This window comes from Bradyrhizobium sp. MI1.11, assembly GCF_055811255.1.
In genome coordinates, this window is record NZ_JBVVPM010000002.1 from 40,570 (window position 1) to 66,951 (window position 26,382).

The following is a 26,382-nucleotide window of genomic DNA, read 5'->3' on the forward strand; positions in this document are numbered from 1 at the left end:
GTGGCGGAGAGGGAGGGATTCGAACCCTCGATACAGCTTGAGACCGTATGACGCTTTAGCAAAGCGTTGCCTTCAGCCACTCGGCCACCTCTCCGGTGCGAGCCTTATGCATCTAATTACTCGGGCTGGTCAATTTGGAAGCGTGTGTTTTTGCTCGAATATTCCCAGCGAATTGCGAAACCAAGCGGCGGGTGGGCTTGAGAGGGGGACAACTGCCTTTGTCACCGACCGCTTCTCTCAAGTGATCGACCTGCAAGCAGTTGATTTGGTTGAATCTTTCCGCGATTCGCCCCAAGCTATGGAGCGGTGATCGCTCTCCGATTGGCGGACGGGGTCCCGTGTCAGGCTGCGGGACAGGCGCTCTTATTAGTTTAGTCGGGATAACTCGCTCGCCGGCCCAGGAGCCGCTCCGCCGCGCCAGGCGTCGCCGTAATCAGCGAAGGCTGCCGGGCTGAAACGCTCGCTCGTCCCTCGACGGCCGCGCGACGCCGCTACGGTCTCATCTTGCAATGTCGGGACCGATGGTATGATTGACCGACGTCCCGAGGGAGGAATGGACTTGGCGGGTGAACTGCAGACCAAATTTCGACGTGCTGTCGAAGCCTTTCACGCCCATGATTTGGTCAAAGCGGAAAGAATACTGCAGCAGATCGCAAAATCCTCCAGGAACATCTTCGAAGTCGAACATCTCCTGGGCGTGGTGAAGCTCGTACAAGGCCGGTTTGCCCAGGCCGAGATCCATCTCAGGGCGGCCGTGGCCCTGAACGGAAGCAGCGACGAGGCCCTCAGCAATTATGGATATGCGCTCAAAGCGCTGAATCGGCCTCAGGAAGCTCTGGCCTATTTCACGCGCGCATTGGCGGTGAATCCGCGCAATCCCCTTTCGTATCACAACAGAGGCACGATCCTTGCCGAGTTCGCGCGAAGCTATGGCGAAGCGATCGAGCAATTCGACAAGGCGACATTCTACAATCCGAACTTTGCCGATGCCTACGCAAGCAAGGGCGGCTGCCTTGAAAAGCTCAGGCGCTACGAGGATGCGCTCGTGGCCTACGACAAGGCGTTGTCGATCAGGCCTGACATGGAGACTGCATGGCTTGGTCGAGGCAATGCACTCCGGAATCTCAGGCGGTACGACGACGCATTTGCCACGTACGAGAAGGCGCTGTCGGCCAGGCCGGACGTCCCGAGTGCATGGGTTGGCCGAGGTGAAGTTTTCACCGATCTCAAGCGCCACGACGAGGCGCTTGCCGCGTACGACAAGGCGATCTCGATCAAGCCTGATCTCGAGAGCGCATGGGTTGCCCGAGGCCATCTTTTCTGGAGCCTGAGGCGTTACGACGAAGCCTCGGCAGCCTATGACAAGGCGCTCTCGATCAAGCCCGACCTGGAGAACGCGTGGCTTGGTCGGGGCAACGTGTCCTTCGATCTCAAACGCCTTGACGAGGCGTTGGCTGCCTATGACAGGGCGGTCGATCCGGCCTGATCTGGCGGAAGCCTGGCTTGGCCGCGGCAATGTTCTCACCGAGCTCAAGCGCCGTGACGATGCACTCGCTGCGTACGACCGAGCGCTGTCGATCAAGCCTGATCTCGCCGAGGCGTGGCTCGGTCGCGGCAATGTGGCGTGGGGGCTGAAGCGTTACGAGGAGGCTCTTGCCGCGTATGACAAGGCGCTCGCGATCAAGGCCGACATAGAGGGGGCCTGGATCGGCCGTGGCAACGTCTTTACCGAGCTCGGGCGCCATGACGAAGCCTTCATCGCCTTCGACAAGGCGGTGTCGATCAGGCCCGACCTCGAGGGTATCGAGGGTTTGCGTCTTCTTGCGAAGATGAACCTGTGCAATTGGGACAATCTGGACGAAGAGATCGGCCGGTTGACGGCAGCAATACGGCTCGGGAAGGCCAATAGCTCTCCCTTTGCTTTGCTGTCCCTGACGGATTCTCCCGATGATCAGCTCGGCTGCGCCAGGACCTGGGTCAGGGCAAAGCTCCCGCATGTCTCCAAAACGAGGTCAGGGGGTGAAGTCCGTCGCCACGACAAGATCCGGGTCGGATATGTTTCACCTGATTTTCGCAAGCATCCGGTCGGGTATCTCACTGCCGAGATCTTCGAGAATCACGATGCCGACCGCTTCGAGACCTACGCGTTTTCAATCGGTCCTGACGATAACAGTGATCTGCGCAGGCGGCTCGAAAAGTCATTTCATCGCTTTGTCGATTGCGAGCACAAGCTCGACCGTGAAGTCCTGAAAGCGATCGACGATGCGCAGATCGATATTCTTGTCGATCTTGCTGGCCATACGCATAATGCCAGGCTGTCGTTGTTTGCGTCCAGCCCGGCTCCGATCGTCGTCAACTATCTTGGCTTCGCGGGAACGCTGGGAGCAGGGAGCTCTTCCACTACATCATTGCCGATCCAATCGTGCTGCCAGATCAAAACAGCCAGTTCTTCGACGAGAAGGTCGTTCGTCTGCCCGGCAGCTTCATGCCGCGTGATAATCACGTCGCAACGATCGACGATGCTGCGCCCAATCGGGCCGATCACGATTTGCGGCAGGAATGGACGGTGTTTTGCTGCTTCAACAATGCCTACAAGATCAATCCGGCTGTCTTTGGCTCCTGGATGGAGATCTTGAAGAGCGTGGATCAGTCGGTCTTGTGGCTGTCCGACGTGGGCGAGATCGCAAAATCGAATCTGCGGAAGGAAGCCAAGGGCCGGGGCGTCGACCCGGATCGACTGGTGTTTGCAAGGCGCGTTGCGTCTTCATCCGAACATCTGGCGCGCCATCGCCTCGCAGACCTCTTCCTCGACACGCTGCCCTACAACGCACATACGACGGCCAGCGATGCGTTGTGGGCCGGTCTGCCGGTGGTGACCCATATCGGGAATAGTTTCGCCGGCCGCGTGGCCGCGAGCTTGCTGAGCGCTGTCGGTCTGCCCGAGCTGATCACGCGAACGCGTGCGGATTATGAAGCACTCGCGATCGAGCTAGCGCTCGATAAACAGAAGCTGGCGGATATTCGCGGACGGCTGCAAGGGAACCGCCTGACCGCATCACTCTTTGATGCGGCGCTCTACGCCAGGCGGCTCGAGACGGCTTACGAGGCTATGTATCTACGACATCAGGCCGGCTTGCCGCCGGATCATATCGACATTCAAGCGCGCGGATGAGGACGGCCGTCGCGGCCGCCTACTAATCAGGGCAGCCAGTTCCCGAGGGTTTGGTCCGTGCCGGGTCCTTGGTTGATTCCACGATTCGGACGCCTCTGCCCCACAACAGAGCATCTCCGCTCATGTGGGGCCCGTGCCGGAACTTTCGGACGGCAAATGAAACCCGTCGAAAAAACGCCGCAGATTCAAGGTGTTACAAAGTCGTTCTGATCACATCTGCGTGTTATTTGTGCAACACCCGTCGGAAAACACGCTCCATCGGCCGCTTCTGAAGCGTTCTGTTGTTGTGTGTGCAAGGGCGTTCGGTAATTGTGACTGAGCGACGGAGGGGGGCATCCCGAGGTCGTCCCGTCTTAGGTGGTTCGCTTAAGTAGACCATCGATACGAGGATGCGTTGATTTCCAACGTCTTTTCGCGGGTAGCTCAAACGGCTTTGTACGAAAATTTGTACGGAGCTTCAACTTGGAGGTTTAACATGAAGTTCAAGGGCCTTTTGCTCGGTTCCGCGGCAGCTCTGCTGGCCGTTGGTGGAGCACAAGCGGCTGATCTTCCCGTAAAGGCCAAGGCGGTCGAATACGTGAGGATCTGCTCGCTCTACGGCGCGGGTTTCTACTACATCCCCGGCACCGACACCTGCATCAAGCTGGGTGGTTATCTGCGCGCTGAAGTCGCGCTGAACACGAACAGCGACATCAACTGGCAGACCACCGGTAACAACGGCGCGCGTAACCGCCTGACGAACTACTACACCGCTCGCGCTCGTGAAGACCTCAACATCGACACCCGCACCGCGACTGAATACGGCGTTGTCCGTACCTTCTTCGACGGCGTCTTCTCGTGGACGACCGGCAACTACAACGGCACCGGTAGCGCGACCGGCACGACCGCTTACAGCAGCACGCTGGCCCTCAACACCTCGGGTGCGGCCCCCGCGCTGGTTGGTTCGACCATCAACCCGACCGACGGTGGTACCTCGGGTGGTTCGCTCGGCGTGTACTACGCCTTCATCCAGTTCGCTGGCTTCACGATGGGTAAGGCCGTGTCGCAGTTCGACGCGCCCTGGACCAACTATCCCGGCAACAACTTCGACGGTCTCGCCGGCGGTAGCGGCACGGTCACCGGTATCAACCAGTTCAGCTACACTGCTGACTTCGGCCAAGGCGTGACGGCGGCGTTCTCGGCGGAAGATGCGACGGCTTACATGCAGGCCGGCAACCTCAACTTGAGCGGTGCGGCGGGCCTCGCCGGCGTGACTGGCGCCGCTTATGGTTCGAATGCCATCGGTGGCTCGCGTTCGCCGAACCTCGTGGGTATGGTCCGTGTCGACCAGGCTTGGGGTCTCTTCCAGGCGTCGGTGGCTGCGCATGACAACCACGTTGCCTACTACGGCGCGACCGAACCCACCGGTCATCCCGATGACAAGTGGGGTTGGGCGGTTCAGCTCGCTCTGTCGATCAAGAACATCCCGACCGGTGCGGGTGACGTGATCAACATCCAGGGCGTCTACACCGACGGTGCCACCCGCTACAACTTCCAGAACCTCGCGGGTAGCTCGTTCGCGCTTTACGGTAGCTCAAACGTTGCCTACGCCAGCGTGGGCGCGGCGAATGCTCCGGACACCGTGTTCGTCACGGGCGGTCAGCAGGAAACCATCAAGACTTGGGGCTTCCGTGGTGCGTACACCCATAACTGGGATGCGTACTGGAACACGGCGATCTACGGTTCGTACGCTCAGGCTCAGTTCGGCAGCGGTGCGAAGACCTTCCTCTGCGGACCCGCGGGCATCATCTCGGGTGTTGCCGGCGTGACGTCCTGCAATCCGGACTTTGCGCTTGGCACGGTGGGTCTCATCACCCGCTGGACGCCCGTCAAGAACCTGACGTTCTCGGCGGACGTCTCCTGGACCCGCCTTGACCAGAAGTATGCTGGCGTCGTGACCACCACGGCTATCAACGGCGTCGCGGCCAAGCCAATCGCGACCTATGAGCTGAGGGACCAAGACTCGGTCGTTATGCTCCTGCGCGCTCAGCGCAACTGGTAAGTTCGGTCTAACGACCTAACCTCCAAGAGCCCTCGGCAGGAAACTGCCGGGGGTTTTTTGCATTTGGCGCCTCAGGAGCAATAGCGGTCCGAGAGCTCGACAGCGGATCGTATGGGCCTACGCTTGTGAGACAAGGGGCCGAGGCACAAACACCGTCTCAATAGGGCCGGACTTTCGTTTCGGGACAACCGTTTTTCGAGTTCTAAACCCTAACAAGCCAGTGGCGTGCATCGTCGTCGCCCTCGGCATTGCCCAGAGACCCGAAGGGCCGCTCTGGACTGAGAACGCTTTATCTTGCGCGCGAGGAGACCGCGTTTCCTTGCAACACAGCACTCGCATCCGAGGCCGAGGCGATAGGGACCAAGCGACGCCGGCTCGCAGGGCTCAAACCACAGACCGATTTAGGTTGCGGTACAGTTGGGTGGGTACCGCCGACGGCCAGCTTACAAGCTGATAAATCTACGTTTTTTGCGCCTGTCAGAGACCGTTTTGTACAGGAGTTTTGTATTTCGTAAAGCCTTCAAAGCGAGCGGCTAATTATGCCGCCTCCTGTTCACCTGCCGCGCCGTCGCCTCCGCTTAGTCTGCACTCCCTCCGGCTTCGGGCTGGTGTTGATTAGATGGTGAAGATGCTGCTCGCCGGGGCCGGTGATGTGATAGAGACCGTCACGCGCTTTATGCACGTATCGAGCATCGTGGAGCCTCGTCAGCGTTCTGGTGACAGTTGGCGGTAACTGCTTGGCTACTTGGCCGAGCGCTGTCCTATCAAGACCTTGCGGAGCAGCGCGGGCCAGCAAAAGAAGAAGTTCGCAGTCCGCCGAGACATTGCGCGTAACGACGAACTCTTCCCCAAACTGCTCAATGAAGGGAATGTGAGGGCGCATTAGGCTCTGCAGCGCGAGATTTACAGTTGCCTCGTCGTCGGAGTGAAACTGACGAAGCAGTTCTGCCACCACCCAGGAAGCCGCTTGCACGCTGAGTGCCACGTCAATCCCCCGCGGGTCGACTTCCTTGACGTGAATGGCTCCGCGCTTGCTGCGAACATCGTAGATCATGGAGTGCGCGATCCGCGGGATGAGCAACCGAAGGCCCTCCGAGAGCTTGGGGTCCTTTTCAATATCCTTCACGGTCTGCTGCGCAGACTTTATCTCAGGCGGAGCGGTTCCGGTCCGAATGAACTCAACAACACGCAGGGTGTGTTCCACGAACTTGCCGCTTGCAACAAGGGCTGCATCAACGTCCCCTTTTTGGGCACGGGCCACGAGGTTCTCGTAACTGGTAAGCAAATCCGAGAGCAGGTGTGGCTCAATGGCTGTCGCCAGATTTCGGAGGATCAGGTCTTTCATGGACCTGCCTCACTTGGGTCGCGTGTAGACCCACACGCTCTTCCCGTTGACGTCAGCCTCGGCGCGGGACAAGCGTTCGTCCCTCACCGCCTTCAGCAGCAGGGACGGGATACTCGTCCGTGGAACGATGATGCCGCTCTGTCGAAATTTCTTTTGCACGTCGGCGAGAGTGCGCGGTTCCTCGAAGAAGCCCGCGGTGATCCAGCCGTCGAACTTCGCAGACTGGCTTCCACTCTTGGTACCTCCACCCGAGCGCGGGCGATCACCATTGCGAACGACTTTGGCATCCGGCGACTGCTGCTTCCCTGCCTTCTTGGTCTTCGTTGACTTGGCGGTACCTTGGCCGTCTAACTCCGCCTTGACCGAATGAAGGTTCGCCGAGCGCACCGAGTAGCGCCCATCCTTCACCGCAATCAAGTTCCTGTCGCGCAAGTCCATAAGCATCGGGCGCGCGGTGCCGCCGGGTATCCCGAGTTGGTCCGCAAGCTCAGAGGGCGAGGCATCCGTGGACACTTCGGCTGCAATAAACGGCCAGCCCTGCAGCGCCACCAGATAAATCAGCACTTTCTTGCGCGCGGGCAGTGCATTGCCGCTCGGCGTGAAGACAATCTCGTTGTGGTCTTCATCGTACCTCACGAACTCTGCGACAATTTCCTCGATGTCAGCTTCCTTCAGGGAGGCTTTGGAAGCCACTAAGTCTCTCAATGCCATAGATGAAATCTCCATAAACGAATAAACACATACAAGAATATGATGCACCCCGTTGGTGTCAAGGGTGCTCACCGTGCATCCACAGGTGGCGGAGACAATCGGTGGACGTGGGGCCTACGCGCTCAACCATCTTGGTCGCCCTCTGTCTCGTCGTCCTCCTCATCGGAAACGTTGGGCTCGATGAGCCAAAGAGGCACCGAGAACATGCTGACATCGTCCGACCGGAAAAACGCTCTTTCACCATCCAAGTCGACGAAACTCATACGACGTCGATCCGCGCCCATCTCTGCGTAGTAAAAGAGGTCCTGAAGCTGGACGGACAGAGGCTCAGGGTCCTCCTCTCGTTCGAGCAAGCTGGTATCTGGCTCAACTTCGAACCGCAGGGGTTCAGCATTGTCTGTCAGATAGAAGTGGACTTCGAAGCTCTTTTCGCGAGTTGCGTCGTCTTCAATAGACGGGCGGTCGAACAGCAACTGGCAAAAGGTCAGATGCTTTAGATTTATCGCATACTGCCGATCAACGGACGGCAGAACAACGAAGCTGCTCTCGGCATCGTCGTGGAGGATTGCGTTCAACCGGTGCATGTCAGGACCAGAAATGGGGAAATTCCCCTCTGCGCCGCCGCGCAGCTTGTATTTCACCGTCCAGACATCCGGCTCTATGTCGAGACCAGCCGCCTCAAGCTCCTGACTGGCCTTCTGGTGATCGAGACCGGCAGTGCGGCTCTTCATGCGCGCCAGTGGGACTTCGGCAGATGGAAACACCTTGCTGATCGGCTGACCAAGGGCCGCCGAAATTCTTGTCGCCAGATCAAACCGCGCAAGCTGATTGCCCGCTTCCATACGCTGAACTTGCTGCTGGCTCGTTCCTGCGGCGTCCGCGAGCTGTCTTTGAGTTAGGCCTCTCGCCTTTCGGAGTTCTTTGATCCGATTTTCAAACATGTCCCATATCCACACGCTTTAGTGTACACATACACGTATATGTGTAACACGTTTCCGTGTCAAGTCGCCTTAGCCATTGTCCGCAACGCCAAATTCGTATCTAATTCTCAGGAATAAGATACTTCAATTCGAGGTAAGCCATGGCAAAGCCTTCAAAATCAACCAAGGCATTCGCTTATTTGAGGACCTCCTCGGCAGCTAACATTGGCGAGGACAAGGACAGCGGCCGAAGGCAGCTACAGGCCATCGAGGGTTTTGCGAAGCGCGCCGGCATCGAGCTGGTGGGCACCTATTACGATGAGGCTGTGAAGGGCTCCGACCCAATAGACACCCGGCCCGGGTTTGCGGAGATGCTGGAGGCGTTGGAGGCGAACGGCACAAAGACCATCGTAGTTGAGACGGCTAATCGCTTCGCGCGGGACCTTATGGTTCAAGAGGTAGGATTCGCGATGCTCAAAGCGCGCGGCTTTGATCTGATTGCTGCCGATAGCCCCACATCTTTCTTGGACGACACCCCAACCGCCCGCCTCATCAGGCAGGTGCTTGGTGCCGTCTCGGAGTTCGAAAAGGCCATGCTCGTGGCGAAGCTGAAGGGCGCTCGGGATCGCAAGCGACGCGCGGGGGTGAAAGTGGAGGGTCGGAAGTCTATCGCCGAGGAGCGGCCCGAGACGGTTGAGTTGGCCCGCAAGCTGGCCCGCGCGAGGCCCAAAGGCGGCAAGCGGTCTCTGAGGGACATCTCCGCTGCCCTTGCCGAAGCAGGACACATTACGAAGACGGGCAAGCCGTACGCGCCCACAGCGGTCAAGCTGATGCTCGCGAGGCCTTCTCCCCTGGCGATCCTCTCGGCCACACGAGGGGCGCAATGATGTCACTGCTTGGAACACTGTTGGTGCTGCTCTCGACACTCCTCACTGCGCTCCAGGCTCCCAAGGGCCCAGGCGTGCTCCTCATCGTCGGCCTGTGGCTGATCTACCGCAGCGGTTGAGACCTGCCGGCCCGCACGAGAGACCACGCGAAAACGACGGGTCCCCTTTCCGGTAAGGGATCCTAATTTGGCGTCGAGGTCCCACCCGACTTCGAGCTTCCTTGGCTTGAAGGGCGGCGGCGGCGGAGCTTACGGCTGCGGTGTGTTCGAAGCCGGTGCGCAGGTTTAGGAGGAAAGCAACCAGTTGATCAGGCGCCAACCGGCCCATGCAATGGCCCCAGCCCAAGCCAGCGTGGCCCCCAACGGCTCGGTGTTCAGCGCTGAATTTTTCTCTCGCAGTACCATGAGCCTCCGCCGCACCAGCTCCATGGTTTCGTTGGACATGTCCTAAGGGGCCACGTCCTAAGGGGGCCACGCACTTCGCGGTCCACTCGACCCTGCGCTGGGCGTCTGGGGACGTTTCGTTAAGTGAACACAAAACACCCTGTTTTCGAGTACCTTTGATTGCCGCGTCAACGACTTACGGGCCAAGCACCCGCACCTATACCAGAGAACGCCGGCGCTTCTTCCGCGGTGTCACCTTCGGAGACGCGAGGAGCAGCCGCAGCAGTCGCTCGGTGCGGTTCGCTTCACCCGACTTGAGGGCCGGGAGCGCTTTTTTCAGGACGGTGGCCTGTATCGTCTTCTCACCACTCTCTCGCTTGTGTTGCATCAGTTCCTGAGGCCACGCGCCAAACACGTATTTATGCCCGCGGTAGAAACGTGCGGCACGGGCGATGACATCCCGCATGCGCAGCACGGTCCTATAGGCCACCCCCAGTTCAGATTGGATCTGCAAGAGCGTCGGCTTGCCATCGGAGAAGGCGCGGGCGGCGCGAACCCAGGTGCTCAATGGTATTCGCAGGCGCTCGAAGGGAGTGCCCACGGTGACACTGAAACCCTTACGGCACCGCTTGCACTGATAGAGCCCTTCGCGGTGGCTGTGCTTCTCACCGCCGATCAGGAACACCTCGGGATCCTGAGCGCCACAGCGGGGGCATTGGGGACCGTGGGGCCACCTTAGCCGCTCCAAGAGAGCACGGGCTGCGGTGTCGTTTTCAAATGGAGAGTGCATAAGTGGAGAGCGGGTCGGGCGTGATCTGCCGGCCGCCTCTATACGCCGTTTCGCCAGCTACACACAATATGCCGGTCGTTGGGAGTGTTTGGACGGTGGATCAAGAGGTTGGATGCCGACGTCCCGGCGTTAGAGACCAGAGGGTGGCCCATTTGATCCCGCCGTTTCGTTAGGTGTACACAGAACCCCACCTTTTTGGATACGTTTGGCCACGATGCCAAGCACTTAGCGGCAAGTCACCCCCACCTACAGAGGAAAGCGCATCCGCAGGTCCCCTGATGGACTATACAGGATGCGCTCACCCCCTCCAACACGGTCGACGGTGGAAGCCTGATGCCGCTCAGCAGAGAGCTGTTGGAGGAGCCTACTACTTGACGGCTACCGACCTCCCCTCGGCCCCTTGCGTCATCGACAGCCGTGAGAAGCCCAGGGGGTGCACACGTCCGAAGACGAGAGCCCGAAGAGACAGGAGCCCGCGGTCCCCCGCAAAAACCGGTGACACATTACGTAATGCACAGGAGGCCGCAGGCACCAATGCCTCTCAAGCGGCCACGGGAATCCATGAGGCGTCTTTAAAGGAGGTCGCTCAGGAAGAGACCCTTACAGACTGAAACGAATCCTCGGGCTTCCCTGTCGATCCTGTAGGGCACCTGATGAGGTTGCTCAGGAACGGTAACACCCACCACCTTCGTAATTATAACTGTGCTCGAAATTGAGCACTTTGAGCTGCATCTACACAACAGATGCACAGAGTAGTCGGCACGGTCACCCTGTGGCCCTATGTGCCTTCCTTCCCGTAATGGGGGGCCAACCTCTAAAGAACTATCCTTTAGGGATCGCACCCCCATTGATGCACGGAATAATTCCAAACCATGAAAGCCCATATCGGCCAACACGAGCAATACGCTCTCGTGTCGCCGCAGATGTTCGTTGACAGGTTCACCACTCGGTGGACCGAAGAGTTCAACATGCCGGCCAGTGAGCCCCTAAGAAAACTCTGGCGCATTATGGCCAACACCTACAGTCAATCAATTATAGCTACCGCTCAAGATCAACCTTGCAGGTGGCGTGTATTGAATCCGCCCACAGGCTCAGGGAAGACCATGGGCGCCGTGGTGTACTGCGGTGTCCAAGCCGAGCTCAATGCGGCTCTCACTGACGGTATCAAACCAGTCGGTGTTATGATTGTAACTCGCCTCAAGGCTCAGGCTGATGAGGTGGTGTCACAAATCAATTCCTACGTAGGGCGCGACGTTGCCATAGCGGATCACACGGACCACAGGGCTACCCCTGAGCGACTGACGGACAGCGACATCGTGGTCATCACACACGAAGCCTATACCAGGGCCAAGGAGACCTTGTCCGGTGTCAACGCTGATAGGTGGCATCGACTGACAGAATGGCGTGGCGGGCGACGTCTCCTCACCATCGTTGATGAGGCCTTAGCCAACGTCGTGAAGCACAGTCAGGTGAAGCTGGATGAGCTGAGCCGGGTGGTCGGCCACATCACGCACGAGATGCGGCTCAGTTACCCCACTGAGGTGGAAGCCCTGGAGACCCTACGCGAGGAGATGTTGTTCCACGCCGGTGTCAATGATGGTTTTCGGATTGGCACCGCGTTGGCGTGGGAGGCTGGCGACAGTCCGGCCGTGGTCGACCTCTCCCCCCTCCGCGCTGAAATGCGCAAGCTACCTTACGACCGGATCATTGGAAGGGATGATGAGAAGGAGCGCGACCGTTTAGCGAAGCGGTACGATAAGACGCTTGCCGCCGCTGAAGAGCTGCTCGATCAACACGCCTTTATGGCCTTGAGGGGAAACGAGCACACGCTGAACTCGTCGGCGCTCGCCGTCCCCTTGGAGCTACCTGGGCCCGTGGTGCTCGACGCTACCGCTGGCGTGGATCTGATGTACGACCTGATGGAGGATCGCGCTGACATCATTCCCACGCCTCGGGGGGTTCGGGACTACAGCAACGTGACCCTGCACGTGGCCCGCACAGAGAGGATCGGTAAGACCGCGATGGAGGAACTGGCTACATCTCGGTTTGCGGCTCTGCAAGAGAACCTTGCCCAGCGCCTTACTCCCGAAAAACAGGTCCTGTTCGTTGTTCACAAGCGCGTGGAGCACCTCGTGCCAACTGCGGGTGACCTCTCGGTGAAAGCCGCCGCAGCAACGCATTGGGGTGCAGTAGACGGCAGCAATGAGTTCAAGGATTACGACACCGCTGTGATCATGGGCCTCCCGTTCAGGGACCACGTTTGGGGCACCAATGTCTTCTTTGCATTCCAAGGTGTGCAAGCTGACGACTGGCACGACAATCCCTCATGGAAGGGCCACGTGAACGTCCGGGAGCTTCTCCAGCAGCGTCACCTCGCTGCGTCCATCGTGCAGGCAATCGGACGCGTTCGGCTCCGCAAGGTCATCGACGTGCAAGGCCGCTGCGCTCCTACGGACGTGTTCATTGTGCTGCCGACTGGCGAGCGTGGTTCGGAGATACTGCGCTACATCCGGCAGGAACTGCCCAACGTCGCCGTACAAGACTGGTCGTTCGAGCCAGATGGCCCGAAGGTCCGTTTGAAGCGCTCAGGACTACCTCACGAGCGGCTGGTGACCTACATGGCGCACCGCAATCCCGGCCGCACCTTCATGAACGTGATCGGCCGCGAGTTCAGCTTGAAGCCTCAGCAGCGCAAAGACTTGCAAAGGCTGCTTCGCGACGAGAACCATCAAACCACGCTGGCCCTACGGTCCATTGGGGTGACGTATGGTTCGGAAGGTAAAGGGAGGGGAGCGAAGAGCTTCCTCGTGAAGGCCGCCTGATCAGAGCACCGGCCGCATCAAGGTTTCCATTTGGAGCCTCTGGTGCGGCCTTTACTTTGGCACCGCGCGTTTGCCTCGGGGCGAACACTATCAATCCAGCTTGTATCGAGGGAACTTCTTGATTGCTTCCGCGAGATCCTCGGGCGTCGGTGTGGTGTACTTCCTCCCCGTCGTTGGAGGTACATGCCCGGTAATGGCGTCGCTGTACCGCTCATCAATGCCGACGCGAGCTGCTATCGTTTTGAAAGTGTGGCGCCACGCATGATTTGGGCTGATCTCTGGGTCATTTACGCCCAAAGACCGCACCCACATGCCCACTTGTGATCTCATTCGCTCCGCTTGATTCTGTCGGGGTCGATTTTCCACTCGCTTCTCGGACCGCTCGTTGGGCTCATAGAACAGGGGAGCCCCATTTGCTCTGCGCACGAACTCAATGAAACCTTGTTCAATGAGGTGCTCATGGACCGGGATCGTGCGAGCCTTGCGCGTCTTCATCTTGCCCGCCGACGGCGTCAATCTTGCGAACCAAAAACCATCTCGCTGCTGTATGTCGGCGGCTCGCAATTGCGTGATTTCGCCTGCACGCGCACCTGAATAGGCGCAAATCCATGGCACCCAGCGGCGGGCTCGCTCGCTGTAGGATTTGGTGTCAGACGCGAGGAGGGCGGCTGATAGGATCGTCTTGATCTCCGCTCTCTCGAACGCTTTGCCCTCTCGCTCAACATTTTTTCGAGGAACGCTGATGTGGACCTCGGTAAAAGGATTGCTCTCGATCAATCTCTCTTTCAGGCCCCAAGTGAACACCGTTTTCAGCGCTGTCCGCCACGCACCCGCAACCGTTCCTGCTGAGCGTTCTACATTGATAAGACCTGTCATCCAGGCCTTTGCGCTTTCATAGGTAATACATCGTACGTCGGGGAAGTGGCGATTGGCCTCCTTGAACACTGTAGCCCAGCGGTAAACCGTGCCTTCAGCCGGCTGGACCGCTTTCCTCCAAGCGTCGAAAAGCTCCAGCGCCTTAACTGGCGTAACGGCGCTCACCTCTTTCAGCGCAGGAAAGACGGACGGATGCTTATCGGGGCTAAAGTCGCCCCGCGCGAGCGCCTCCAACCGCTGGAATGCCGGCAGAAGGTTGTCACTCACGGCGTCAACAAAGAGTGCGTCTGCATCTGGTGTGAGCTTTAGACCTTGTTCAAGCAAGAACGCTGCTGTTTCGGCCTCAAGCGCGATGGCGGGGCGTATTTCCTCCTTTACCTCGGGCGAGAACTGCCAATCACAGTCGGGGTCGTTTGCCGGCCGCTCTTCGTATTCCTCCGGGGCGTGAGGTCGAATGACTTCCCAGACCAAGGTTTCCCCCAGGGCTCGCCAATGTCCGGGCGTCCTTAGGTCTCGTTCGTGCTTCGATAGAAACCAGGAATACCATTGGCCAGCCAGGGCATAGGCTTGCTGCCGTGTAAGCGGCTGCGGTCCTTTTGCCTTTGCGGCCTTCAGGCTCGCAATGCGTATCTCAATCTCTGCCAGCCACTCGCCGAATCGCGCGCGGGCCTCGTGATCCGCCGATGGTGCGACCCGCTACAACTTCCAGAACCTCGCGGGTAGCTCGTTCGCGCTTTACGGTAGCTCAAACGTTGCCTACGCCAGCGTGGGCGCGGCGAATGCTCCGGACACCGTGTTCGTCACGGGCGGTCAGCAGGAAACCATCAAGACCTGGGGCTTCCGCGGTGCGTACACCCATAACTGGGATGCGTATTGGAACACGGCGATCTACGGTTCGTACGCTCAGGCTCAGTTCGGCAGCGGTGCGAAGGGCTTCCTCTGCGGACCCGCGGGCATCATCTCGGGTGTTGCCGGCGTGACGTCCTGCAATCCGGACTTCGCGCTTGGCACGGTGGGTCTCATCACCCGCTGGACCCCGGTCAAGAACCTGACGTTCTCGGCGGACGTCTCCTGGACCCGTCTTGACCAGAAGTATGCTGGCGTCGTGACCACCACGGCTATCAACGGCCCCGCGGCCAAGCCGGCCGCGACCTATGAGCTGAGGGACCAAGACTCGGTCGTTATGCTCCTCCGCGCTCAGCGCAACTGGTAAGTTCGGTCTAACGACCTGACAGAGGGCCCCGGCGGGAAACCGCCGGGGCTTTTTTTTTGCTGGCCTTGTCCCTCGCGGTCGAAGAGCAAGCGATGGTCGGTCAAGCGCGATGAGATTGGGATCAATCGTCATCGCGCCTCTGAGGCGCAGAGGCGGTCTCGGTGCCGGGCTCTTGGTACGAAAAAGGCCGCCAACAGAGGCGGTCTCCTGGAGTCCAAACAGAAACCGTCGTTATTTCACGTCGAGGGTTCGGCAGTAGTTGGAGCTCTCAATGCTGGTCCAGCCCCTCTCCATCCTGTTGGCTTGGCACTCGTAGAAAGTTTTGAAGTTGAGAACGTTTCTGCAATTGTGACCCACACCACTGGACAGGGAGCATTGGACCCTAGCGCCATTGCTGGTTTCGGCTGCGACTTTGATGGGCTCTGCATTCACCGGCGTAATCGACATGGCGACAAGAGCAAAAGCGGACATGGCCAACGTCTTCATGGCTTTCCTCGTTTTTGTTGATCTGGGACAGCAGATGCCTGTTCCCGGACAGATGCTACCACAACTGGCGTAGAGCGTCTCACTCAATCCACGCCATCGTGGTAATCGAGGCGGAGGGTTTCGCTTCTGAAGAAGCCACCGCTATTCCACGCTGCCGGCACCGCGGCGCTTCCGTGACCGGTCGCACGCTACGCTTCAGCCGAGGCCGTTGCAGAAGAGGCGGACTGGGATCCCTACTGGAACACGGCGATCTACGGTGCCTACGCTCAGGCGCAGTTCGGCACCTTGGCTAAGACCACGCTCTGCGGCGCCGGTGGTGCTGGTGGTGGTGTGATCGGTCTTGGGTTTGCGGGCGTGACCTCGTGCAACCCGGACCTCGCCGTCGGCCAGGTGGGTGTCATCACCCGCTGGACCCCGGTCAAGAACCTGACGTTCTCGGCTGACGTTGCCTGGACCCACCTCGACCAGAAGTACGCTGGCATCGTGACCCCGGCCGCTGTCGTGGCGATCCCCGCCAAGCCGGTCGCGACCTACGAGCTCAAGGATCAGGACTCGGTCGTTCTGCTCCTCCGCGCTCAGCGCAACTGGTAAGTACGGTCTAACGAACTAACGGAAAGCCCCGGCGGGAAACCGCCGGGGCTTTTGTTTGAGATGATCCTTGGCTGGGTGGTGCGCGGGAGCTAGCCGTCTGTCACAGGGCCGCACGCGGACTCTGCCATATCCAATTTGCGCTGTGGCTTCCCTCAATCCATTCATCTATTTTCGGCCATCGGGTCATGGCTGAACTTGCTACTTGCCTAAGCCGCACAATGGCGTACAGTTCTACTCTCAGGCGACCAGTTTTGGAGCCACAATGTGACGGTGAGAGCCGCGCTTGCTGCTGCGAAAAGCGAGCGCTCAGTCCCAGCACATCGACGCAGAGTTATTTCTGCAGCCCTCCTGACGTCCACTCTGTTGCTTTTTGCGCAGTCTGCCGTCGCCGACGAAAACGGCATCAGTTTCTGGATCCCCGGCCTCTTCGGAAGCCTCGCGGCCACGCCGCAGCAGCCGGGCTGGTCCTTGGCGACCATCTACTACCACACCTCCGTATCCGCCGGCGCCGACGTCGCGCGGGCGCGTGAATTTACGCTCGGCAGGGTCCCGGCCAACTTTGCCGTGAACGCAAATCTGAATCTGAATGTGAACGCCACCGGCGATCTCGGCCTTGTGCTTCCGAGCTATGTATTTGCAACGCCGGTGCTCGGCGGCCAGGCGTCAGTTTCGCTCCTCGCAGCCTATGGAGTCGTCGGCACCAGCTTGGCGGGGACCTTGTCCGGCGTGATCACGACGCCGTTCGGTAATGTTCCCTTCGCGCGGTCCGACACGATCAGCGACACGACGTGGGGCTTTGGGGATCTGGCGCCGCAATTCGCATTGCGCTGGAACGCCGGCGTCCACAACTACATGACCTATATCACCGGTGACATCCCTGTCGGCGCTTACCAATCCGATCGTTTGTCGAACCTGGGCATCGGACACGGAGCGATCGACGCCGGCGGCGGCTACACCTATTTCAATCCGCAGACCGGTCACGAATTTTCCGGGGTGCTCGGCTTCACCTACAACTTCAAGAATACGGCGACGCAGTATCAGAATGGTGTCGACATGCACTTCGACTGGGGTGCATCGCAGTTCTTGTCGAAGCAGGTCATGGTCGGCCTCGTGGGCTATGTCTACAAGGGACTGGGCTGCGATAGCGGTGCAGGTGACCGCGTCGGTTGCTTCCAGTCCCAGGTAGCTGGTGTCGGTCCCCAGATCGGTTTTCTGTTTCCGGTCGGCGACATGCAGGGCTATCTCAATCTGAAGGCTTACGGAGAGTTCGCCGCGGAAAATCGGCCATCCGGCTGGAACACTTGGGTCACCTTCTCAATCTCGCCGCCCGCGCCTGGAACGCCTGCGACGACAAAGCCCATCGTTAGAAAATACTAAGACCAGCTAACCGCCGGATTACCGGCTCTCGAACATCGATCGCCTCCAAAAGCTTTAGCAAGGGCGCGCGAGAGACGCCTCTCGATATTCCGCCGTGCGCGACTGGGATCATGATCCTGCACCTTCGCCTACAGCGACTATCGCTTGATCTAGATCAACCCCGAAGTGCGCCGCTCCGTTTCTGTAAGCCTTACTTGCCCTCAAAAGACCTACTACCGGAAAATAGCTGACGGAGACGAGATCGTCGTCTGACCACAGAAAATCGTTCGAGCATCCTTCAACACTACGAGATGCTGCCCGCGGCGAATGATCGCATGTTGCGCCCCCTTTTGCAGAGCAATTGGAGATGGGTATGACGCCAATCATTGAATCTCTGGATCGGCGCGCTCTTCTTTCTTCCCTGGCGGTGCTTCCGCTGCTTTCAGCCTCGCTTTACTCCAGGTCGGCGCTGGCACAATCCCAGCGCGATCCGTTGCCTTCCTGGAATGACGGTTCGGCGAAGACATCTATCGTCGACTTCGTTAGGCGCGTCACGGACCAGGGCGGCCCATATTTCGTGCCGCCCCAACAGCGGATCGCAACCTTCGACAATGACGGCACGCTGTGGATCGAACAACCCATGTATGTGCAGCTTGCCTTTGTGCTCGATCGCGTGAAGGGCATGGCTCCGATGCACCCGGAATGGAAGGGCAAACAGCCCTTCGCGGCGGTGCTGGACGGCGAGATGAACGCGCTCGCAGCTTCCGGCGAAAAGGGCGTTGCCGAACTGGTCGCGGTCACCCACGCCGGTATGACGACGGCAGAGTTTGAGACGATCGTCGCGGACTGGCTTGCGACGGCGCGCGACAGACGCTTCAAACGACCCTACACCGAGTTGGTGTACCAACCGATGTTGGAATTGCTCGCCTACCTTAGGGCGAACGGTTTCAAGACTGTCATCGTTTCAGGCGGCGGTGTTGAGTTCATGCGGCCGTGGACGGATGCCATCTACGGCGTCCCTCCAGAGCAGGTGGTCGGATCCTCGATCAAGACCCGGTTTGAGATGCGCGACAGCACCCCGGTCCTGTTCCGGTTGCCCGAGGTCAATTTCATCGATGACAAGGGCGGTAAGCCAATCGGAATCAATGAACATATCGGCCGCCGCCCCATCGCGGCGTTTGGCAACTCGGATGGAGACCTTGAAATGCTCCAATGGGCGACGCTCGCCCCCGGCGCGCGGTTCGGTTTGCTCGTCCACCATACTGACGCCGAGCGCGAATATGCCTACGACCGCCAATCCCACTTCGGGAAATTGGAGAAGGCCCTGGACGCCGCAGCGGTGAATCGATGGACGGTGGTCGACATGAAGAATGACTGGAAGCGGATATTCGCCTTCGAGTGAGAACGCGAACCATCGGATGTCCGTGACACCGCCATAAGGTTAGTTGAGGGGCAAGATGAAATGAATTTCACCGGTGGGGAATGTTTTTCCGGGCCAGCGGTTGAGGGGCAAGCAAACCAGGAGATGGTTTATATCCCCGGCGGAACTTTTCGGATGGGTTCCGAGACTCACTATCCTGAGGAGGCGCCGGTCCACCGGGTCACTGTGGACGGATTTTGGATAGACCGAACGCCTGTCACCAATCGCCAATTTCGCGATTTTATCAACGCGACTGGCTACGTCACCCTCGCTGAACTGACACCCCATGCGAAGGACTATCCTGGCGCATTGCCGCGCATGCTCAAAGCCGGCTCTCTCGTCTTCACACCCCCGCAGCAAGCGGTGGACGTGCACCATTGGAGCGAATGGTGGACGTTCAAGTTCGGAGCCAATTGGCGTCGTCCTTACGGGCCGCACAGTAACTTGCGCGGGCTCGAGAACCATCCCGTCGTGCACGTCGCCTACCGAGATGTCGAAGCCTATGCCAAATGGGCCGGCAAGGAATTACCGACCGAGGCTGAATGGGAGTTCGCTGCACGCGGCGGACGAGACGGTGCCGAATTCGCATGGGGTAACGAGCTGTTACCCGGCGGCCAACATATGGCGAACATTTGGCAGGGTAATTTCCCCCACGAGAATCTGGCGACCGATGGCTTCGAGCGCACCTCGCCGGTCACAGCGTTCCCGGCCAACGGTTACGGGCTGCATGACATGATCGGCAATGTCTGGGAATGGACGGCCGATTGGTATTCGCCGGTGCACGAAGCCGATTCGCCGAAGGCGTGTTGCATTCCGCAAAATCCGCGGGGTGGGCCCGAAAATGCGAGCTACGACGCCCGAAATCCGAAGATAAGAATTCCGCGCAAGGTGCTTAAGGGCGGCTCGCATCTTTGCGCGCCTAACTATTGCCGCCGCTATCGTCCGGCAGCGCGTCATGCCGAGCCGATCGACACCTCAGCAAGCCATGTCGGCTTCAGGTGCATCACCAGGAAGAGGATCGCGTCATGAGTAACGATAGGATTCCGGAAAAGCCTGAGATGAGCGCGGGACCAAACGGCGGCGGAATGAAACGCCGCGATCTCTTGTTAAGTGGTAGTTCTCTCGCCGCCGCTTCGGCGCTTTCGGCCATCGGATTGACGAGCCCTGCACAAGCGCAGCAACCAGCCGCGGCGCCGGCGCCCGCTGCGCCCGGGCAACGGCCGAACATCGTCGTCATCATGGGTGACGACATCGGCATCTGGAATATCGGCGCCTACCACCGCGGGATGATGGCCGGGCGGACGCCAAACCTCGACAAGATCGCCGCCGAAGGCATGCTGTTCACCGATTACTATGCCGAGGCGAGTTGCACGGCGGGCCGCGCCAACTTCATCACCGGCGAGCTGCCGATCCGCACCGGCATGACCACAGTCGGCCAGGCCGGCGCTCCCACCGGCTTGCCGGCGGAGGCCGTGACCATTGCTGCGGCGCTGAAAGGTATGGGCTACGCCACCGGCCAGTTCGGCAAGAACCACCTTGGCGACAAAAACGAGTTTCTACCGACGGTGCATGGCTTCGACGAGTTCTTTGGCTACCTGTATCACCTCGACGCGATGGAAGATCCGGCCCACCCCGCTTATCCGCAGGAGCTGTTGAACACAGTCGGTCCGCGCAACATGGTCCACTCGTGGGCGACCAATGTGGACGACGCCACCGTGGATCCGCGCTGGGGCAAGGTCGGCAAGCAGAGGATCGAGGACGCCGGAACGCTCTATCCCAAGCGGATGGAAACCGTGGATGATGAAATCCGCGACCTCGCGCTCAATTTCATCGACAGGGCCAAGGCCGACAACAAGCCATTCTTCCTGTGGCTCAATCCGACCCGCATGCACATCGTTACGCACCTGTCGCCGAAGTACCAGGCGATGCGCAACTCCAAGAATGGTTGGTCCATCCATGAAGCCGGCATGGCGCAGCTCGACGACGACGTTGGCATCGTGATGCAGAAGCTGAAGGATATGGGCGTCGATGACAACACCATCGTGGTATTCACGACCGACAACGGCACCGAGGTCTTCACCTGGCCCGATGGCGGACAGACGCCATTCGCGCAGAGCAAAGGCACGATCATGGAGGGCGGCTTCCGCGCGCCGGCGATGATCCGCTGGCCGGGCAAGGTGCCGGCCGGCAAGGTCGAGAACGGCATCATGTCCGGACTGGACTGGTTCCCGACCTTCCTGGCCGCTGCAGGCAATCCCAACATCGTCGACGAGCTCAAAAAGGGTAAACACATCGGTGACCGCACCTACAAGTGCCATCTGGATGGCTACAATCAGCTGGACATGATCACTGGCAAGGGGCCGTCAAATCGGCATGAAATCTTTTATTTCGGCGAAAGCGAGCTGGGGGCCGTGCGCATCGACGACTACAAGTATCGTTTCATCGACCAGCCCGGAGGCTGGCTGGGTGATAAAAGCAAGGTTGACGTGCCCTATTTGACCAACCTTCGCCTCGATCCTTTCGAGCGCACGGGCTGGCCCGATAGCGGGACCAAATACGGGGCCCAGCAATACTTCGACTGGTTCAAATACGAATTCTGGCGCTTTGTCTTTGTCCAGCAGCAGGTTGAGAAGCTGGCGATGACGGCGATCGAATTTCCGCCCATGCAGAAGGGCGCGAGCTTCAATCTCGATGCCGTGAAGGCGAAGATCGCAGCCGCGCAAGCTGCAATCGCCAAGTAGCGTAGCTTCCAGCCTCAAGACGTCGTCCCGAACTCCCGGGGCGGCGTCTTTCGCGCGTGCCCGCCGCCACGTTTCGATCGCGACCGGCGCGCATCGAGCGGCATACGGCGAATTACTCCGCGTGCACCGCGTGGGAGTTCAGGCGTGATTCGACCAGCGCAGAAGAGCCGACCGATAGGGCGGGTAGGGGTCGTCATCCAGTTCGTCGGGAATCGCGCAGGAGCCGAATTCCTGTCTGATCCGCTCGATCTCGGCGATGCGCTCGTGCAGCCGCTGCAAATGCTCCTGCGATTTCGCCCGCCAGAACCGGAAAGTGTCGGCCGTAAGCGGCAGGAACGCTGTTCCGAACAGCGTCGGTTCGGGAACGATGGTCCGTCCCAGCAGCAGGAACTTATCGGCACCGGACACAACGAGGGTCGCGTAACCGCGGTTTCCGATTCTCTTGATGCCGTTCAGCGACCATTCGGCGAGCTTGCTGAAATAAGGCTCCTCGCGCCAGCGATCGGGGCAATGGTCATCGACGGTGACGTTGACCGCATCCTGGCTGAAATGCACGATGATGCCCGATTTCGCTGGAAACCAGTCGTCGTCGAGGTGACCTTGCAACCAGGCGCAGACAAAGGACCGGCACATCTGCGGACGGCGGTCGTAGATGGTGCATCCCGTGCCCGTCTGCCAATGCCTGCACAGCTGGTTCACGGGCTTGTCGACGGCGGCCACCTCGAGGATATCGCAGCAGGCATTGCACGATCCGCACTGCCGGGCTGCCTTCGGCAGACTGGTCGACCTAAACCCCTGGCCGTCTCGAGCCAGGAGCTGCTGCTTCTCTAGGGCATTCAACGCACGTTCGATTTTGAGACGAGATAGTCCGGTGGCGTCGATCACGCCCTTCATCGTCGTCGCGCCTGCCTGTACCGCACGGACGACGCTCAACATTGTCTGATCCATTTTCGTCTCTTATTATTGCGCGCCCTATCTGCGCTGCATGCGTGGATGCTTTGTCATCGGAGTCGTTAGGGGCACGCAGTTACTCCACGCTGCCGGCGCCGCGGCGCAAATCGGCCTCGATCTGCAACCGCGTGCCGCCGCCGAAGCGGGCGCGGTAGACCTGAAGGTTCTCCATGATCCGCTGCACGTAGTTGCGCGTCTCGGAGAACGGGATCAGCTCGACCCAATCGACCGCATCGACCTTGGGGTCGCGCGGATCGCCGTAGCGATCGATCCACTTCTTCACACTGCCGCGGCCGGCATTGTAGGCGGCAAAAGTCATGATGTAGGAGCCGCGATAGTCCTCGAGCAGCCCACCGAGCTCGGCCGAGCCGAGCGTGGCGTTGTAGGCCGAATCGTTCTTCAGACGTCCCAGATCGTAGGTCCCGCCGTGCCGCTTGCAGACATAGCGCGCGGCGTCCGGCGTCACCTGCATCAGCCCATAGGCCTGCGCCGGCGAGACGACCGAGGGGTTGAAGGCGCTCTCCTGCCGCGCGATGGCGTAGATGATGCTGCGCTCGACCTCGGGGCCGATCGGCGTGAACTGCGGAATGCCGTTGACGGGATAGGCGTAGAAATCGAACGGCAGCCCGCGATTGAGCGCGGCCTTGCCAAGCAGCAGCATGCCGCGGGCGTCGCTGTGGCGCTGGGTGAGCTCGCCAAGGCCGGCTAGCGCTTCAGGATCGCCGTTCTCACCCATGTCGGCGAGCATCGGTATCGCCATCTCGCGCTCGTCGAGCTCGTAGAGCAGCTGCGCGGCGCGCACGATCTCCAGCCGTTCGGCACCGCGGCTGCGCGGCTGAGCGTTGAGCTCGATCTGCGGCAGGCCGAGCTTGGCACGTGCGAGCTGGCCGTAATAGCTGGTGGATTGCTCGGCGGCCCGCGCGTAGGCGTTGCGCGCCTCCTGCTGGCGGCCTGCAGCTTCGGCGGCGCGGCCCTGCCAATAGCCGGCGCGCGCCAGCGTGGTCGGATTGACGCTGCCGATCCCGATGCGGGCAAAATGCTGGGTCGCGGCCGCGGGATCGTTGAGGAAGCGCAGCGCGATCCAGCCGGCGGTGAACTCCTGCTCGGTCTTGTAGATGTCGCGCGAGGGCAGGGCGGCATCGCGCGCGATCAGATAGGCGCTGCGGAATTCCTCGGTGTCGATCATCTTGCGCGCCAGGAGGCGCCGCTCGATCCACCATTCGTCGAGATTGTAGAGACGGCCCGGATCCTTCGGTGCCGACAGCATGAGCTGGGCGGCTTCCGCAAATTTCTCCTCGCGGCGCAGCAGCTGGATCTTGCTGAAGATGAAGCCGGGATCGCCGTGCAGCTCGCGCGGCACGGCTTCGAGCAACGCACGTGCGTTCGGGGCTTTCTTGAGGGAGGCGATTCGGGCCTTGGCGAGTGCGACATAGCCGGCCCCGAGGCGCTTCGCGGCACGCAATGCAGCCTCGTTCTCGCTGCCATAGAGCAGCGTGTCCATCCGCGCCTTTTGATCGCCGGGCGTCAGCAGCGCGCCGAACTGGTCGAGTGCGTTGTTCTCGGTCTCTTCCGACATCGGGTCGCTGCGCCAGGCGTCGCGCACCAGACGTTCGGCGTTGGCGCGGTCGCCGCGCGCCAGCATCGCCTTGGCGAGCGTGAAGCGGCCCTTGGCGGACACGGGGGATTCGTTCTCGAACCACGACCACGCAACCTGGTCGTCGCGCCTGTCGTCCCACATCGCGGCCTCCAGGCGCCGGCGCAGGAAGGTCTGCGACGGCCAGCTCGGATTGGCGGAGAGGAAGGCGCGGTAGCGCTCGACAGTCGCGCCATTGTCCTCGCTGCGAAGGATGATCCATTCCGCGAGCTTTCGCGCCACGGGATCTGAGATCGTGCCCGCGGCATTGGTGGCGTCGCCCGCCTTGCGCTTGCGCACGAGCTCGATCACGGCCTCCAGCGTGTCCTTGTCGGCTTGCGACGTCGAGGAGGTCGCGGCAACCGCAGCCGGTGTGACCGGCTTGCGCGGGGCGGCATGCTGGCGGGTCGCCGGAGCCAGGACAGGAGCCGCGACGGGCTTGGCGGGGGCCGGAGCGGTGGGTCTGACGGTGGCCGTCGCAGCCGGCGCGGGTGCGGTTTTCGGGACAGAGGCGCCAGCGGTCGGCGTTGACTTTGGCGCGGCAGCCGCAGGCTTCAGCTTGTCCTTCGCAGGTTCCTTGTCTGCGTTCTTGCCAGCATCCCTGCCAGGCTTCTTCGCGGCATCCTTGGCGGGGGGACTGGTCGCGCCCTTGCTTGCGCCCTTACTTGCCCCCTTGGCGGCGTCCTTCGAAGGTTCCTTACCGGTTCCCTTGGACGCTCCCTTCGAAGTGTCCTTGGCGGCTGGCTTGGCGGCGGGCTTCCCGGTTTCCTTGGCGGTCTCCGCGGTCGTCTCATTGGATTTGGCCCAGGCGGCGCAGCCGGCCGACAGCCCTGCCATCAGGCACACGATCAGACCGGTGGATCGCCATGCGGCGCGCGGAAAGGAGATCACGGCGTTTCGTCGCCCCGAATCAGTCAATTGGCTCAAGACCCAGCTGTACAAGATCTGGCTGTATTTGATTGAATATGCGGACAAAATACCAACAGCCGCTTACCTTCGCCGGGTTTGCACCACCACCGCGGCAAAATCGCGGCCTAAACGGTGCGTCACGCCGAGGCGGGTCTTTTACCGGCGGGATAGACCCGATATGAATGCGGCTCGCTCGAGATCGCCGCGTACGGAGGAAGTCCATGGCAGCCAAGACGAAATTCCGGGGATCGTTCACCGCCTTGGTCACGCCGTTCAAGAACGGCTCGCTGGACGAGGCGGCGTTCCGCTCCCTGGTCAACTGGCAGATTTCAGAGGGCACCAACGGCCTGGTCCCGGTCGGCACCACCGGCGAGAGCCCGACGCTGAGCCATGACGAGCACAAGAAGGTCGTTGAATGGTGCATCGAGGAAGCAAAAGGCCGCGTGCCCGTGGTCGCCGGCGCCGGGTCCAACTCGACAAAAGAGGCGATCGAGCTCGCCCAGCACGCCGAGAAGGCGGGGGCGAACGCGGTTCTGGTCGTGACGCCCTACTATAACAAGCCGACCCAGGAAGGAATGTACCAGCACTTCAAGGCGATCAACGACGCGATCGGGATTCCGATCATTATCTACAACATCCCGCCGCGCTCGGTGATCGACATGTCGGTCGACACCATGGCGCGGCTGTGGGAGCTGAAGAACATCGCCGGCGTCAAGGACGCCACCGCCAGCATGGTCCGCGTCTCACAGCAGCGCGCGGCGATGGGCGAGGACTTCAACCAGCTCTCGGGCGAGGATGCGACCATCCTCGGTTACATGGCCCATGGCGGCCATGGCTGCATCTCGGTGACCTCGAACGTCGCGCCGCGGCTTTGCTCGGAGTTCCAGGCCGCCTGGGCGAAGGGCGACCATGCCACCGCACTGAAGCTGCACGACAAGCTGATGCCGCTGCACAACAACCTCTTCATCGAGAGCAATCCGGCGCCGATCAAGTACGCGCTGTCGCTGCTCGGCAAGCTGGACGAGACGCTGCGGCTGCCGATGGTGCCGGTCACCGAGCCGACCCGCGTTGCGGTGCGCAGCGCGATGGTTCATGCCGGCCTCATCAACTGACGCGCTAGCCGATCGGGGAGCTT

20 protein-coding genes, 1 tRNA gene and 2 pseudogenes are annotated in these 26,382 nt (G+C 60.4%); 15 read left to right on the plus strand and 8 right to left on the minus strand.

Features of this window, described 5'->3' with window-relative positions; genetic code table 11:
• Position 1: 1 nt before the first annotated feature.
• Positions 2 to 94: transfer RNA gene (locus AC0L30_RS02075), tRNA-Ser, on the minus strand.
• Positions 95 to 559: 465 nt separating this feature from the next.
• On the opposite strand from AC0L30_RS02075, the gene AC0L30_RS02080 reads away from it, so the two are divergent.
• The 4 genes from AC0L30_RS02080 to AC0L30_RS02095 all read left to right on the plus strand — a co-directional run bounded on the left by AC0L30_RS02080 (position 560) and on the right by AC0L30_RS02095 (position 5,213).
• Positions 560 to 1,486: a tetratricopeptide repeat protein gene (locus tag AC0L30_RS02080; RefSeq protein ID WP_473403708.1), complete on the plus strand. Its 927-nt coding sequence runs from the start codon at positions 560 to 562 to the stop codon at positions 1,484 to 1,486.
• Positions 1,440 to 2,636 (plus strand): O-linked N-acetylglucosamine transferase, SPINDLY family protein, encoded by a 1,197-nt coding sequence (locus tag AC0L30_RS02085; protein WP_473403709.1) that lies wholly within the window; start codon positions 1,440 to 1,442, stop codon positions 2,634 to 2,636. Before AC0L30_RS02080 ends, AC0L30_RS02085 begins: the two co-directional genes overlap by 47 nt.
• Positions 2,567 to 3,172, plus strand: coding sequence for an O-linked N-acetylglucosamine transferase family protein (locus tag AC0L30_RS02090; RefSeq protein WP_473403766.1), 606 nt, complete (start codon positions 2,567 to 2,569; stop codon positions 3,170 to 3,172). Before AC0L30_RS02085 ends, AC0L30_RS02090 begins: the two co-directional genes overlap by 70 nt.
• Before the next feature lie 475 nt (positions 3,173 to 3,647).
• Positions 3,648 to 5,213 carry a porin gene (locus tag AC0L30_RS02095; RefSeq protein WP_473403710.1) on the plus strand — a complete coding sequence of 522 codons (1,566 nt, stop codon included), beginning with the start codon at positions 3,648 to 3,650 and terminating at the stop codon, positions 5,211 to 5,213.
• A gap of 553 nt (positions 5,214 to 5,766) precedes the next feature.
• Here AC0L30_RS02095 and AC0L30_RS02100 read toward each other — a convergent pair.
• From AC0L30_RS02100 to AC0L30_RS02110, 3 genes are read right to left on the minus strand one after another with little or no spacing between them, the layout of a single operon-like run.
• The gene (locus AC0L30_RS02100; protein ID WP_473403711.1) at positions 5,767 to 6,558 is read right to left on the minus strand and encodes a hypothetical protein; all 792 of its coding nucleotides are present in this window, start codon (positions 6,556 to 6,558) and stop codon (positions 5,767 to 5,769) included.
• 9 nt (positions 6,559 to 6,567) lie between these two features.
• Positions 6,568 to 7,341 carry a hypothetical protein gene (locus tag AC0L30_RS02105; RefSeq protein WP_473403712.1) on the minus strand — a complete coding sequence of 258 codons (774 nt, stop codon included), beginning with the start codon at positions 7,339 to 7,341 and terminating at the stop codon, positions 6,568 to 6,570.
• A 50-nt stretch (positions 7,342 to 7,391) separates the two neighbouring features.
• A complete protein-coding gene (locus AC0L30_RS02110; protein ID WP_473403713.1) occupies positions 7,392 to 8,210 on the minus strand; it encodes a helix-turn-helix transcriptional regulator in 819 nt (272 codons plus the stop codon).
• 140 nt (positions 8,211 to 8,350) lie between these two features.
• Between AC0L30_RS02110 and AC0L30_RS02115 the strand changes: the two genes are divergently transcribed.
• Both AC0L30_RS02115 and AC0L30_RS02120 read left to right on the plus strand, forming a co-directional pair.
• Positions 8,351 to 9,076 (plus strand): recombinase family protein, encoded by a 726-nt coding sequence (locus AC0L30_RS02115; RefSeq protein WP_473403714.1) that lies wholly within the window; start codon positions 8,351 to 8,353, stop codon positions 9,074 to 9,076.
• Positions 9,073 to 9,195: a hypothetical protein gene (locus AC0L30_RS02120; RefSeq protein WP_473403715.1), complete on the plus strand. Its 123-nt coding sequence runs from the start codon at positions 9,073 to 9,075 to the stop codon at positions 9,193 to 9,195. The genes AC0L30_RS02115 and AC0L30_RS02120 overlap by 4 nt, the downstream gene beginning before the upstream one ends.
• A 481-nt stretch (positions 9,196 to 9,676) precedes the next feature.
• On the opposite strand, the gene AC0L30_RS02125 is transcribed toward AC0L30_RS02120, so the two are convergent.
• On the minus strand, positions 9,677 to 10,249 hold the full coding sequence (locus AC0L30_RS02125) for a transposase (protein ID WP_473403716.1): 573 nt from the start codon (positions 10,247 to 10,249) through the stop codon (positions 9,677 to 9,679).
• Positions 10,250 to 11,121: 872 nt separating this feature from the next.
• Between AC0L30_RS02125 and AC0L30_RS02130 the strand changes: the two genes are divergently transcribed.
• The gene (locus tag AC0L30_RS02130; protein WP_473403717.1) at positions 11,122 to 13,071 is read left to right on the plus strand and encodes a DEAD/DEAH box helicase family protein; all 1,950 of its coding nucleotides are present in this window, start codon (positions 11,122 to 11,124) and stop codon (positions 13,069 to 13,071) included.
• Between the two features lie 90 nt (positions 13,072 to 13,161).
• Here AC0L30_RS02130 and AC0L30_RS02135 read toward each other — a convergent pair whose 3' ends face one another.
• On the minus strand, positions 13,162 to 14,418 hold the full coding sequence (locus tag AC0L30_RS02135; RefSeq protein ID WP_473403718.1) for a tyrosine-type recombinase/integrase: 1,257 nt from the start codon (positions 14,416 to 14,418) through the stop codon (positions 13,162 to 13,164).
• 211 nt (positions 14,419 to 14,629) lie between these two features.
• Between AC0L30_RS02135 and AC0L30_RS02140 the strand changes: the two are divergent.
• The 7 genes and pseudogenes from AC0L30_RS02140 to AC0L30_RS02170 form a co-directional block, all read left to right on the plus strand.
• Positions 14,630 to 15,160 (plus strand): annotated as a pseudogene (locus AC0L30_RS02140) (porin); the annotation flags it as partial.
• Positions 15,161 to 15,575: 415 nt separating this feature from the next.
• A complete protein-coding gene (locus tag AC0L30_RS02145; protein ID WP_219684718.1) occupies positions 15,576 to 15,719 on the plus strand; it encodes a hypothetical protein in 144 nt (47 codons plus the stop codon).
• Positions 15,720 to 15,847: 128 nt separating this feature from the next.
• Positions 15,848 to 16,237: pseudogene (locus AC0L30_RS02150) on the plus strand (porin); the annotation flags it as partial.
• 264 nt (positions 16,238 to 16,501) lie between these two features.
• Positions 16,502 to 17,614, plus strand: coding sequence for a SphA family protein (locus AC0L30_RS02155; protein ID WP_376707528.1), 1,113 nt, complete (start codon positions 16,502 to 16,504; stop codon positions 17,612 to 17,614).
• Positions 17,615 to 17,966: 352 nt separating this feature from the next.
• Positions 17,967 to 18,995 carry an HAD family hydrolase gene (locus tag AC0L30_RS02160; protein WP_473403719.1) on the plus strand — a complete coding sequence of 343 codons (1,029 nt, stop codon included), beginning with the start codon at positions 17,967 to 17,969 and terminating at the stop codon, positions 18,993 to 18,995.
• A gap of 60 nt (positions 18,996 to 19,055) precedes the next feature.
• Positions 19,056 to 20,042: a formylglycine-generating enzyme family protein gene (locus AC0L30_RS02165; RefSeq protein ID WP_219684716.1), complete on the plus strand. Its 987-nt coding sequence runs from the start codon at positions 19,056 to 19,058 to the stop codon at positions 20,040 to 20,042.
• Between the two features lie 56 nt (positions 20,043 to 20,098).
• Positions 20,099 to 21,754, plus strand: a complete 1,656-nt coding sequence (locus AC0L30_RS02170; protein WP_354164302.1) for an arylsulfatase — start codon at positions 20,099 to 20,101, stop codon at positions 21,752 to 21,754.
• Between the two features lie 138 nt (positions 21,755 to 21,892).
• Here AC0L30_RS02170 and AC0L30_RS02175 read toward each other — a convergent pair whose 3' ends face one another.
• The gene (locus AC0L30_RS02175) at positions 21,893 to 22,702 is read right to left on the minus strand and encodes a YkgJ family cysteine cluster protein (protein ID WP_473403720.1); all 810 of its coding nucleotides are present in this window, start codon (positions 22,700 to 22,702) and stop codon (positions 21,893 to 21,895) included.
• A gap of 79 nt (positions 22,703 to 22,781) precedes the next feature.
• Positions 22,782 to 25,175 carry a lytic transglycosylase domain-containing protein gene (locus tag AC0L30_RS02180; RefSeq protein WP_473403767.1) on the minus strand — a complete coding sequence of 798 codons (2,394 nt, stop codon included), beginning with the start codon at positions 25,173 to 25,175 and terminating at the stop codon, positions 22,782 to 22,784.
• Between the two features lie 293 nt (positions 25,176 to 25,468).
• Between AC0L30_RS02180 and dapA the strand changes: the two genes are divergently transcribed.
• Positions 25,469 to 26,359 (plus strand): 4-hydroxy-tetrahydrodipicolinate synthase, encoded by an 891-nt coding sequence (gene dapA, locus AC0L30_RS02185; RefSeq protein ID WP_007603384.1) that lies wholly within the window; start codon positions 25,469 to 25,471, stop codon positions 26,357 to 26,359.
• Positions 26,360 to 26,382 lie beyond the last annotated feature (23 nt).